General features: G+C 60.7%; 10 protein-coding genes. 6 read left to right on the top strand and 4 right to left on the bottom strand.

The features are described 5' to 3' along the window. The first annotated feature begins 276 nt into the window (after positions 1-276). The gene (locus QCE62_RS27435) at positions 277-1,644 is read left to right on the top strand and encodes a replication initiation protein (RefSeq protein ID WP_309925390.1); all 1,368 of its coding nucleotides are present in this window, start codon (positions 277-279) and stop codon (positions 1,642-1,644) included. A 69-nt stretch (positions 1,645-1,713) separates the two neighbouring features. Here QCE62_RS27435 and QCE62_RS27430 read toward each other — a convergent pair whose 3' ends face one another. Both QCE62_RS27430 and parA read right to left on the bottom strand, forming a co-directional pair. Beyond that, positions 1,714-2,778 carry a ParB/RepB/Spo0J family partition protein gene (locus tag QCE62_RS27430; RefSeq protein ID WP_309925388.1) on the bottom strand — a complete coding sequence of 355 codons (1,065 nt, stop codon included), beginning with the start codon at positions 2,776-2,778 and terminating at the stop codon, positions 1,714-1,716. 24 nt (positions 2,779-2,802) lie between these two features. Beyond that, on the bottom strand, positions 2,803-3,465 hold the full coding sequence (parA, locus tag QCE62_RS27425; RefSeq protein ID WP_309925386.1) for a ParA family partition ATPase: 663 nt from the start codon (positions 3,463-3,465) through the stop codon (positions 2,803-2,805). A 708-nt stretch (positions 3,466-4,173) separates the two neighbouring features. On the opposite strand from parA, the gene QCE62_RS27420 reads away from it, so the two are divergent. Next, a complete protein-coding gene (locus tag QCE62_RS27420) occupies positions 4,174-6,606 on the top strand; it encodes a GNAT family N-acetyltransferase (protein WP_309925383.1) in 2,433 nt (810 codons plus the stop codon). Here the strand turns inward: QCE62_RS27420 and QCE62_RS27415 are convergent. Together QCE62_RS27415 and QCE62_RS27410 are read right to left on the bottom strand one after the other, a co-directional pair. Beyond that, positions 6,603-7,148 (bottom strand): hypothetical protein, encoded by a 546-nt coding sequence (locus tag QCE62_RS27415; protein WP_309925380.1) that lies wholly within the window; start codon positions 7,146-7,148, stop codon positions 6,603-6,605. The genes QCE62_RS27420 and QCE62_RS27415 overlap by 4 nt on opposite strands. Before the next feature lie 90 nt (positions 7,149-7,238). Further along, positions 7,239-8,027: an IclR family transcriptional regulator gene (locus QCE62_RS27410; protein ID WP_309925378.1), complete on the bottom strand. Its 789-nt coding sequence runs from the start codon at positions 8,025-8,027 to the stop codon at positions 7,239-7,241. A 554-nt stretch (positions 8,028-8,581) separates the two neighbouring features. Here QCE62_RS27410 and QCE62_RS27405 point away from each other — a divergent pair. The 4 genes from QCE62_RS27405 to QCE62_RS27390 all read left to right on the top strand — a co-directional run bounded on the left by QCE62_RS27405 (position 8,582) and on the right by QCE62_RS27390 (position 12,167). Continuing rightward, entirely contained in the window at positions 8,582-9,628 is a 1,047-nt protein-coding gene (locus QCE62_RS27405) for an aldo/keto reductase (protein ID WP_309925376.1), read from the top strand. Beyond that, positions 9,625-10,461: an amidohydrolase family protein gene (locus QCE62_RS27400; protein ID WP_309925373.1), complete on the top strand. Its 837-nt coding sequence runs from the start codon at positions 9,625-9,627 to the stop codon at positions 10,459-10,461. Before QCE62_RS27405 ends, QCE62_RS27400 begins: the two co-directional genes overlap by 4 nt. 73 nt (positions 10,462-10,534) lie before the next feature. Continuing rightward, positions 10,535-11,278 (top strand): SDR family oxidoreductase, encoded by a 744-nt coding sequence (locus QCE62_RS27395; protein ID WP_309925371.1) that lies wholly within the window; start codon positions 10,535-10,537, stop codon positions 11,276-11,278. 40 nt (positions 11,279-11,318) lie between these two features. After that, entirely contained in the window at positions 11,319-12,167 is an 849-nt protein-coding gene (locus QCE62_RS27390) for an ureidoglycolate lyase (RefSeq protein ID WP_309925368.1), read from the top strand. Positions 12,168-12,299 lie beyond the last annotated feature (132 nt).

The raw sequence follows: 12,299 nt of genomic DNA, 5'->3' as shown, positions 1-12,299 counted from the left end.
ACGAGGGCCGCCGAGCAAAAAAATTTTTAAGGTGAGTCTTTTCGGGACTAATTGATTCGTCCACCGGAGCCTCGAAAACAAGGCGCTTCCCGTTTACGCGCGTGGATACGGCGCTGCTCCGATGGGATCGACCGGTGAGGGGTGAGTGTTTGCGGGATCGCACCGCAGTGAGTCGACACGACTTGCAAGGCTTCACCGCTCGACGGTGAGATTGACCCTATAGACGCCGTTCACCCCAATCGGTATGCTCACCGCAATCTCGAATCCGTTTACCGCATGGCAACCAAGCGCACCAAGAAAACCGACGTCGTCAGCCCAAGCTCGGCGGAGCTGCGCAAGGCCGTCGAAGCCATTGCAATTCAGCCAAAAAGCGGAAAGATCACGCTGCTAACTCGCAAGTTGTTCAACGTACTCTTGGCCGTTGCGCAGCAGGCGGACGAATCCGGTGACACTTACCGCGCGCTGTTGTCGGATATTGTGGCCAACTCTGCATTCGATTCGAATGACACAGCATTGGTCAAGGAACATCTGCGGCGCATGGTCTCAGTGCAGGTCGAATGGAGCACGGGGACATCGAGTCAGAAGCCTGGTCGCAAGTGGGGCATTTCCACGCTTATCGCTGACGCCGAAATTCTCGAGGATCCAACGACACGCCGGGTCTGGGTGGAGTTTTCCTTCGCGCCGAAGATCAAGAAAAAGCTGCTCGATCCCGTCCAGTACGCCCGTTTGAGCCTTCAGTTTCAGAGTCAGTTACGCAGCAGCGCCGGCCTTGCGCTATATGAGATTTGCGTGAGATACCTGACCAATCCCAGCCATCTGACGATGCGCGAGACCTGGGAGTGGTGGCGGCCGATTTTATCCGGTACGCCGGACACGGAAGCGGGCGACGAAGCCAAACGAGAATACAAGTACTTCAAGCGGGATTACTTGCGTCCGGCCATTGCTGAAGTGAACGCGGTGACGAACATCTTTGTCGAGTTGGTGGAGCACCGGGAGGGACGTCGAGTCGCCGAGATCCAGTTTCGCGTGACCGAGCGGAAACAGCCCATGCTGGCGCTGGACGAACATCCGAATGTCTTCGATAGCACGCTGGTCGACCGGATGGTAAAGATCGGTATTCCGCTCAAGGATGCGCAAACGCTCTACGCAGACAGTGAAGAGAACCGTATTCGCGCGGCCTTGCAGATGACGGAGCAGCGCATGCGCAGCACGACATTGCCGGCGGTTCGGAGCGCAGCTGCCTTGTTCAAGGATGCACTCAAGAAAGGCTACGCACCTCCCGTAGATGCCGCTCCGCCGGCTGCGAACGGTGCCGTGCCGCGTGCAGCGATGGCCGCAGCGGTCAATGGCGCGGACGATCTCAAGGCGCGTCTGCTGAGCGAGTTCTCGGCTTATCGACGCAAGGAAGCGCGCGTGCTCTACGACGAGCAAGGTGAGGATGAACGGGAAGTTGCGCGTCAGTCGTTCGAAGAAGATGTGCTACCGGGACTGGGCACGCATATGCGTGAGGATTGGCGCAAGCGCGGCCTGGATTCGAAACTGGGTGAAACGTCGTTCTTCGACTGGCTTGCGCGAAAGACCTGGGGCGAGCCCACCGATGGAGACCTTCTCGCGTTCACGCTGAGCCAGTCGCGCGCTGGTTGAACCTCGGTTCCGCTGGAAGGCGACCGGCCCACAGCGTCGGCAGGGCTCAGCCCCGACGACGGGCGACACTTACCTCTTGAGCTTTCCCGATTCGAGCATCGTCTCGATCTGATGCAGCAGTTCATCACGCTTTTCGCGCGACAAGCCACGCAAACGAAGTTCGAGCCGATCTTCTCCGTAAGACTTCAAATCACCTACCGCGATTCCGTCCAGCTTGATTTCGAGTCGCTGGGCATAGCGCTGACGGCTCGGTGTCCTGGATCCAGCCTGACCGCTCGCGCGTCCCTTCACGATATCAGCGACCTGGCGTGTGCTGAGATCGTCGGACGTGATCTTGTTGATCAGGCGCAGCGTAGCGTCGCTGCCGCGGGCGGTATGGTAGCGCGCGATTTGATAGGCCATGTTCGAGCCGAACCGGTCCGGTCGAGTGACCATCTCCTGCATGACGTTCTCGGGAAGCTTGGCGACGGACAGGGCCACTGCGATCGTCGATTCGTCGAGTCCGAGATGCTCGGCCAATTCGCGCTGGCTCTGGAAATGTTTCTCGTCGAGGAAGCGCCGCCAGACTACGGCGTTGTCGAACACGGTTTGGGAGTCGCGCTGGACGTTGAGATCGTAGCCAAGCTTGTAACTCTCGATGCCGATAGGCAAGTCGACCACCACCGCCTTGACCGTCTCCTTGTTCGCCTCCTTCAGCGCGCGCACGCGACGGCCGCCGTCACTGACGAAAAAGGTTCCTGGGCTGGCGTAGTCCGGGATGACGTGGATAGCCTGTTGCTGCCCTTGCTTCGCGAGGTTGACAGCAAGTTCGGCGATCGACGTCTTCAGATAAAAGTGGCGGGGATTGAATGGGCTTGGCTTGATTGACTTGAGCGGCAAATCGATGATCTGACCGGCGGTGTAACGGTTTGCTCGTCTCCAGGCCCGGTAATCATCGGTTTCGGCGCCGGTGGTGACATCGGCGGTGTCGTCGGCAGCAAAGGCGCTGGAACGGCCATTTGCAGCGGCCTGACTTGCCTGCTGGATATCGACGATTCCGTCGATCGCATTGAGGCGGTCAAGCGCCGTGCGCTTCTCGCTGCTCGTGGAGTCGGGACGGGCCTTGAAGCCCTTTGCAAACTGGGACGGTTTCATTCAGGGTCCTTTATGCGCATAAAGTCAGGAGAGCATGCCGAGGATTTCATCGGCAACGGCGCGAATCTCGATCGCAGCGAGACGCGAACCACGATCGGTCATCTGAAGCACGGTTTGGCCGAGTGCCATTGCCTGCTTGTAGCACTCGCGGGTGGGGATTTGAGTTTTGAGCAGAGGAAAACCAAGCTCTTCGAGGGCTACCTTGAGTTCGCGCGTCAGCATGCGCTTCTCTTCGGTCTTGTTGAGGAGGAAGACAGCGCGCAAGTCTTCGTTCATAACTTGCGCTTGCTGGACCAGTTTGACCAGGCCCACGCTTGACCAATAGTCGGCTGGTGATGAAGACGTCGGAATAACAGCGACACTCGCTGCAAGAAGAACCACGCCGGAAACTTTCTCCGTAATGGAGGGCGGGCAATCCACCACGATGATGTCGTAGTCGTTGACGAATTTCCTGATCTCCCGGTGGATCTGTCCCCCCGCTTCCGACAGATTAACCACAGGAAACGGAATACCGTGGGCCTCGTCCGAGGCAGCGCTGGACCAGTGGACAAGTGTGTTTTGCCCATCCGCATCCACGACGAGAACCCGCTTCTTCTTCTCGTGGAAAGCTGCCCCCAAGTGCATCGCAATGGTGCTCTTGCCGACCCCGCCCTTCTGCTGCGTGATCGCTATGATTTCCGCTGCCACGTTCTGCTCCGAATTTTTGAAGTTCGTTGAATTCTACATTGACGTAGTGATTTTTCCAGTCAAATTAGCTGAATCAGAGTGTGCTGGCCGTTCGGCCTAGCTTTATGCGCATAAAGCTTCGATTGAGCCGAACTAAGACAGGGAGGTTTGAGTAACAACGCTGCTGCGCGGTGGTGTCAATGCTTCACGGCTGCGCGTGTTATGGCAATGCACAGATGTTCCAATGGGGCCGCGGCGCATTTCCAATTGCCCGAGTTGCGAGATCTTTATGCGCATAAAGCCACATGGCGAGGCAGTTTGGCCTGAGTGTGGTTCGCGTGTGATTCGTGGACGGTTCTTCTCGTTTAGGCTTGCCATCGTTTGCTATGGCGTTGAGACATTCAAGAACAAAAGGAAAGGCGAGCCCTTGCCGGTTTCCCGCGATCAGCGCCGATACTTGTCGCGAAATGAATCTTTCGGCGGCTGCCTGCTGTCGTCTCAGGCATGAGCGTCTCAGTGTGCCTCGATCACTGCGAGCTTTATGCGCATAAAGCTTGGACGCTCCCATCGCACGAATTATATGAAGCTCTCGCTGGCGTAGCTCGTGGATCCAATGGGGAGGCTTTATGCGCATAAAGGCACGGCTCACGACTGTCCGCCGCGGCCAATGCCATCAAGCGAAATCGCCTATCCTTGAGCGCTCTATCAAGCTTCGATGCTGGAGTTGCCATGACCGTTCGCAACCTCGACACACTGTTTGGACCGAAGTCGATTGCCGTGGTCGGTGCGTCGTCACGGAGCGGAAGCGTTGGAGAAATGGTCTGGACGCGCGCGCTATGTGCCGGATTCGCTGGATCGCTATGGCCCGTCAACCCCAAGCATGAAGCGCTAAACGATACCCCCGTCTATCCGACTGTCGCCGCACTGCCTGACTGCGCTGATGTCGCCATCCTTTGTACGCGCCCCGATACTTGGCCAGCGCTCATCGAGGACCTCGGTAGACGAGGAACCAAGGCGGCAGTAATCGTCGGTGAGGCCGATCGGCAAGAAAGAGGCTCCTCAGCCACGCAACCAGCGCAGTGGAAAGCAGCAAGTCTTGGCACCCAGGAGTGGACCGCACGGGCCCTCGCCGCTGCGCGCCCTTACCTGATGCGCATCGTAGGGCCATCGAGCCTAGGCGTCGTCACACCTGCCATCGGTGCGTGTCTTGGAGCTCCCGCCTGCAAGGTCAAACCCGGTGGTGTTGCCTGGGTATCGGAATCGAACGCGCTGACTAACGGCGTTCTCGGCTGGGCGAACGCACGCGGCCTTGGTTTTTCGAAAGTCATTGCACTGGGCGACGAGGCCGATGTCGACTCCGGTGACATCCTCGATTTCCTCGCCAGCGATCCCTCCACACGAGCGATCCTGCTTGCCATCGAGAGCGTGACTTCCGCACGCAAGTTCATCTCCGCCGCCCGGGCCGCCGCGCGCAACAAGCCCGTGCTGGTCCTGCGCACCGGTCGCGACGATCCATTCGATCGGCTCTACGGTGCCGTATTCCGCCGCGCGGGTCTGGTGCGCGTCGATTCGCTCGATGATCTGCTCGATGAAATCGAAACCCTGGGTATCGGCCGGGTCGCGTCGAGTGACGTCGCGACGTTGATCACGAGTGACCGCGGTGTCGCCGCGCTTGCGCAGGATGCGTTCTCCAGCGCAGGAGACGATTTCGCTCACTGGCCGGCCGCCACGCGCGATGCCATCGCGGCTGCGCTTCCGCGCGCTCATGCCGGTAATCCTCTTCTCCTTGGCGACGATGCCACGCCTGCCGATTTCGGTTCCGCAATTCGCGCACTTGCGGATCATCGCGAGTCCGGCACAGCTTTTATCGTGCACGCGCCGACGCACAGTGCGCCCGTAGCCGATGTCGCACGCGCGTTGATCGATGAGCGCCATCACGCCTATCGCGGATTGCTGGCGTGCTTTTTCGGTTGCGTGGATTCCACAACCCGCGACGCCCTGCACACGAACGGAATCCCGGTCCATACGACGCCGCATCGGCTGGCGCGTGCCTTCGCCCGTCTTGTTGATTTTCGACAAGGACGCAAACTGCTCATGCAGACGCCTGACGGTCAGCCGGCCGAGCTCCCGCGAGATCTCCACACCGCGCAGAACGACATCCGTGCTGCGTTAGCGAACGGCGTAGCGGAACTGGATGGAGAACGAGCCGCACGCGCACTCGAACGCTTCGGCATTCCGGTCAAACCCGGACCATCGAATGCATTGGCGAGCGACGCAGTCGAGATCCAGGCGCGCCTGCTCAACCATCGTGTGTTCGGTCCTGTATTTGAGTTCAAGGCCGAGGGGGCTCTGGGCCTGGCCGATGCGCTGCACGAATTCGCGCTGCCGCCGCTCAATCCCGTGTTGTCGCGGGATCTGGTCATGCGCTCACCGCGCTCGCGCGAACTGCCAACGGAGTTGCTGCTCGCGGCACTCACCGCACTTTCGCAACTCGTTTGCTATATCGAAGAAATCGTCGCGCTTCGGCTGGTTCTGCGTGTGACGCGCGATTCCGTCTCCGCGCACGAGGCGCAACTCACACTCGGTGTACATCGCAAGCCGTTGGCTATCGTCCCTTATCCGCGCTGCCTCGAGGAGACGCTGGACTGGCGTGGCATGCGCATTACGGTGCGTCCGATCCGGCCCGAGGACGAAGACGCTCATCGCGCCTTCGTCGCGGCCAATACTGCGGAGGACTTGCGTCTTCGCTTCTTCGGTGCCGTGCGCAGCTTCGATCACTCGCAACTCGCCCGCATGACGCAGATCGATTACGACCGGGAAATGGCGTTGATCGTCACCCACGCCGACGATGCGGGCACCGGCGAAACGCTGGCCGTCGCGCGAGCCATTGCCGATCCGGACAACGAGACAGCCGAATTCGCCGTGGCGGCGCGCTCGGACATGAAAGGCAGGGGCTTAGGCGGGCTTCTGCTCTCGCGCATCATCGACTACGCGAGAAAGCGCGGCACGCGCTGGCTGGTGGGCGAGGCGTTGCGGGAGAACGCCGGCATGATCGCACTGGCGCGTCGTGCCGGCTTCGAGTTGACGAAGACTGAAGATCCAGGCGTCGTCGGCTTCAAGATGCGGCTGGGCGTCAAGCCGACACAGCCGGCCTCGAACTAGGCCGCGAGCTTGTCTCGCGCGTCATCGACCTGCGCGCGCGAGATCGAGAGCTCATCGAGCAATGCTTCGGCATACGAATTTCCCGTTTCCTTCTCGAGCCGCGCAATGGTCAGCGCACAGCGCAATGTGTCCTTGAGCGTCGCGATAAACGGCTTGACCGACTGTCCCGAGACGAACGCATCGAAGAGCGGCGCGCGAATCTCCTCGGGCAGTGCGCGCGAGGTCCACTGATATGGCTTGCCGTTGTGCGTCAACTGAGGCGGTAGTGCGCGTTCTTTTTTCGCGGCCGGAATGAGGCCAAAGGTCCGCGCCGCTTCGCCGATCTGCTCAGCCGAGAAGAGTTCGTCCGGTGAGATCTCGAACTGCGCGATGTAGGTTTCGATCGATTGCATCGCAGCCGCCCGATCGTCGCGTTTCTTCTGTGCGCGCGCGACGATTTCGCGCAGCTCGTCCGCTTCGTCGGACGTGATGGTGAAGCTGGCTTGCTTTTGCTGCAGTTCGGAGAAGCGCAGGAATTCGGTATCGGAAAGGAGTTTCGCCATCGGAAATGCGTCGGGTTGAACACGGCAATGCGCCGTCATGACGCCTTGCCTTTTGGAAGGGTCGCCATTCTAACGCGTCGCGCACGGTGCTCAGTCACGCGTCATCGAAAGCGAGTTCGATGCTTCCATCAGCAAGGCAGTCACTTCTTCAACGGACGGTGCAACATAGTCGTCGATGCGCCGCATATATGGACAGGTGAGGGCGGCAATCGCCTGGCCCGAAGGACCGAGCAACGGAAACGTCACGTCTGTCACGCCGAAACTCTGCTGGCTGTCCTTCCTCGAAAAACCCGCTTCCTGGATCTGCCGGTAGTCGGCGTCCAGCACTGCACCGTCCACGGTCATCTCGCCCTTGACCTTCGTATGTTCGGCGAGCATGTGTTCGCGTTGCTCGTCCGTTTGAAAGGCAAGCATCACGCGGCCCGAGCCGGTATCGATCAGACCGACGCGCGCGCCAAGCCGCACCGATATGCCCCAAGTCCCAGGCCCATCCACCTGGGCGATCACCAGCAGATTCCCGCGCTCGTAGACCACGAGGTGCACGGACTGCTCGGCAGCGTCGGCGAAACGCTGCATCGCTGGGAGGGCCGCTGCAATCAGCCGGTTCATCGGCGGGTGACGATGCGCAAGTGCGTACAGCTTGAGGCTCAGCGAGTAGCGATCGCCTTCCGGCGAACGCACGACATATTGACGGGCAACCAGCCTCTCCAGCATCCGATACATCTCGCTTGCATTGCGCCCGAGCCGCTTCGTGATTTCCGCGCGCGTCAGCCCTGACTTCTGCTCAGACAGCAGTTCGAGGATGTCGAGGCCTTTGTCGAGCGCGGGTGCACGGTAGCGGTCGGCATCGACATCCTGGTCCATCGGTTCGGAAGGCATTCTCAGTCTGGGTGGATATCTGGTGTCAGGAGCGCCAGTGTAAGCCGCAGAAAGGGTTCACATTTCGGCGCGTTCGGGAAACTACTTGCCGTTCCGACTCAACGCTTTCTTGACTTCGTGTCGTGCGAATATGAATATTACGTTCACTGATGAATAAACGCGCCGGGAAATGATGTCTGACAGAGCGCTTGCATGGGCGTCCGTAAATCCAGCGGCAGCCATGTACACGCAAAACCAGGCGCCGATGAGAGGCTTGCAGGAGATCGACGCACTGCGAGAATTGCCGCGCGCTGTTATAGCAAAAGGCGTTGGCACGGACGTCGCGGCGCCGACTGCGATCAAAGGCGCGCATCGCCACTTGGCCGAGTCCGCTGCAAACGCGCGTGATCTCGAGCTCCTCGAAGTTCGAACATCGCAAGCAGCGGCAGTCCGCGGATTCCTCATAAGGTCAATGTCCCGGTCCGCAGGTTTGCGAGGAGAAGCGCGACAGGGTACTGTGGCGTCTCGCACGGCCGAGAACGCTTCACACTGAAGGAAACCACCGAGGCTTGCACATGACCGGAGACACCCAGGCTGTTTCGCGCCGACGCAAGATTGGCCGCACGCCGCTGGAAGTGAGCGCGCTGTCGCTCGGTACTGCGCCGCTCGGCGGCCTCTATCACGAACTCACTGAAGACGCCGCGCGTGCGACGGTCGACGCCGCTTGGCAAGCCGGCATTCGTTTCTTCGATACCGCGCCACACTATGGCCACACCAAGGCGGAACATCGTCTTGGCGATGCATTGCGGCGCTATCCACGTGAAGACTTCGTGCTGTCGACAAAAGTCGGGCGCCGTTTCGTCCCACGCACGACGCCCGACGACGGCAGCGAAGGCTGGGCCGCGCCGCTGCCGTTCCAGGCAATCTACGACTACACGTTCGACGGCATCCTGCGTTCCTTCGAGGACAGCCAGATGCGCCTTGGCATGAAGGACATCGATATCGTGCTGATTCACGACATCGGCCGGGTCACCCATGGTGCAAACAACGCACATTACTGGAAGCAACTGACCAACGAAGGCGGCTTTCGCGCGCTCGACGAGTTGAAGCAGTCGCGCGGCGTCAAGGCGGTCGGCCTCGGCGTGAATGAAGGCGCTGCAGTGCGCGAGATGATGGCCGAGTACGACATCGACTGCGCGCTGCTCGCGGGACGATACACGCTGCTTGAACAGAACACCCTCGACGATCTCCTGCCCGAATGCGAAAAGCGTGGCGTCAGCATCCTGCTGGGCGGCGCGTTCAACTCGGGCATTCTGGCACGCGGGCTTGACCATCAAGCGCATGGCGATCTCAAGTTCAACTACGGCGATGCACCGAAGGACATCGTCGAGCGTGTCGGCAAACTGGAGCGCGTGTGCCGGGAGCACGGCGTAGCGCTGTCGACCGCGGCCATCCAGTTTCCTTATGCGCATAAAGTCGTGGCCACGGTGCTGATGGGCGCCCGCACGCCGGATGAAGTGCGTCAGAACGCGGCATCTTTTGCGACGCCGGTTCCGCCGGCGCTTTGGGATGCACTGCGCGCCGAAGGCTTGCTGCATGCGGATGCGCCGGTGCCGCGATGAACATCGACGCGCATCAACACTATTGGGATCCGGCGCGAGGCGACTACGGCTGGCTCACGCCGGACATGAAGCCGCTCTACCGCGTCTTCGCACCCGATGACCTCACGCGCTTGCGACAAGCAACCGGTATCGCTCGAACGGTCGTCGTGCAGGCTGCGCCGACCATCGATGAAACGCGCTATCTGCTCGATCTGGCCCGCACCGAGGATTCGATTGCCGGCGTGGTTGGCTGGGTGCCGCTCGATTCGCCCGATGCCGTGCAGATGATCGACACATTCGCTCGCGACCCGAAGTTCAAAGCCGTGCGGCCGATGCTTCAGGATCTGCCCGACGACACATGGATCGCCCACGCGCCACATCCGGCGGCGATCCATCGCTTGATCGATCTCGATCTTGCCTTCGACGCGCTCATCTTCACGCGGCATGTTCCGTCGCTGATCGAGTTCGTCGAGCGCTATCCGACATTGAAAATCGTCGTCGATCACGCGGCCAAGCCGCCGATTCGCGACGGCATCGAATCCAGCTGGCAGCCCTGGGCCGACAGCATCGCGAGACTAGCCGCACTACCGCAGCAACTTCACTGCAAGATTTCCGGTCTCGCGACTGAGGCAAACGCTGGCTGGACCGAGGCCACGCTGAAACCCTATGTCGCGCATCTCGTCGAACAGTTCGGGTCCGCGCGGTTGATGTGGGGCAGCGACTGGCCCGTGCTCAATCTCAACGGCGACTATGCCGTGTGGCACGCCACGGCAAGCCGTCTGACCGCGCATCTCGACAAAGCCGCGCAAGACGCGATATTCGGCGCAAACGCCCAAAATTTCTATCGACTCTGAAGCGATTCGGAAAAAACCCAAACCGGCTCTTATAGCCAAGATGTCTCAAAAACAACTTCGACTGGAGCAGTAGATGGTACAAAGACTGGCAGGCAAGACGGCGCTCATTACGGCGGCGGGACAGGGCATCGGCCTTGCGACGGCTCAGCTTTTCGCGAAGGAAGGCGCGCGTGTCATCGCCACCGATATCCGCACGGAGTCGCTCGACGGCAAGCCCTTCGAAGTGCGCAGGCTCGACGTCCGCGACTCGCAGGCGGTCAACGCGCTCGCGCAGGAAATCGGCGCGGTCGACGTGCTGTTCAACTGCGCGGGTTACGTGCATGCCGGCTCGATTCTCGAAGCGACCGAGGAAGACTGGGAGTTCGCCTTCGACCTGAACGCCAAGGCCATGTATCGTACGATCCGCGCGTTCCTGCCGAAAATGCTGGAGACGGGCGGCGGGTCGATCATCAACATGTCGTCGGCGGCATCGAGCGTGAAGGGCGTGCCGAACCGCTTCGTGTATGGCGCGTCGAAGGCGGCCGTGATCGGCCTGACCAAGTCCGTTGCCGCCGATTTCGTCACGCGCGGCATCCGCTGCAACGCAATCTGTCCCGGCACGGTGGAGTCGCCGTCGCTCAAGGACCGCATCGCGGAACAGGCCAAGGCGCAGGGCGCCACCGTCGATCAGGTGCAGGCCGCCTTCGTCGCTCGCCAGCCGATGGGACGTGTCGGCCGCGCCGAGGAAATCGCCGCGCTCGCGCTGTATCTGGGCTCGGACGACTCGTCGTTCACGACGGGTCAGATTCACATCATCGATGGTGGCTGGTCGAACTGACCGGTCATCGTTCTTTTTCGAACCAGGAGGATCAACTCAGATGAAGCTGCTTCGTTACGGCCCCAAGGGTCAGGAAAAACCGGGTCTGCTGGACGCCGAGGGCCGGATTCGCGATCTGTCGAAGGTCGTCGATGACATCACCGGCGCGACGCTGACCGAGGCGAGCCTGGCGAAACTGCGCGCGGTGGATGTCGCGACGCTGCCGGTCGTCGACGGCAATCCGCGCATCGGACCGTGCGTCGGCCGTATCGGCAAGTTCGTCTGCATCGGGCTGAACTACGCGGATCACGCCGCCGAGTCGAACCTGCCGGTGCCCACCGAGCCGGTCATCTTCAACAAGTGGACCAGCGCGATCAGCGGTCCGGACGACGACGTCGAAATCCCGCGCAACTCGGTCAAGACCGACTGGGAAGTCGAACTGGGCGTGGTGATCGGCAAGGAAGCGAAGTATGTCGACGAAGCCAGCGCGCTCGATTACGTCGCCGGCTACTGCGTGATCAACGATGTTTCCGAGCGCGAATGGCAGCTCGAGCACGGCACGCAATGGGACAAAGGCAAGGGCTTCGATACGTTCGGCCCGATCGGACCGTGGGTCGTCACGAAGGACGAAATCGCTGATCCGCAAAAGCTCGACCTGTGGCTCGAAGTCGACGGCAAGCGCTATCAGAACGGCAACACGAAGACGATGGTCTTCACGGTCGCGCAACTGGTGGCGTATCTGTCGAAGGTGATGAGCCTGCAGCCGGGCGATGTCATCTCCACCGGCACGCCGCCGGGCGTCGGCATGGGTGTGAAGCCGAGCGCGGTGTACCTGAAGGCCGGCCAGACGATGAAGCTGGGCATTCAAGGGCTCGGCGAGCAGACGCAGAAGACGGTCGCAGCCAAGTAACGTTGGCGGCGCAACGAAAAAAACCTCGCTGCGGTGAACTGACCCCGCAAAGTTGGACAGTTTTGGGCTAGGGCCGTGAGGGCTGAGTTCTGTACATCACAGGACTCAGCCCTTTTAGCTTCAGCTTGATGC

This window comes from Caballeronia sp. LZ033, from assembly GCF_031451265.1.
Taxonomy (GTDB): Bacteria; Pseudomonadota; Gammaproteobacteria; order Burkholderiales; family Burkholderiaceae; genus Caballeronia.
This window is presented reverse-complemented; position numbering and strand designations above follow the sequence as displayed.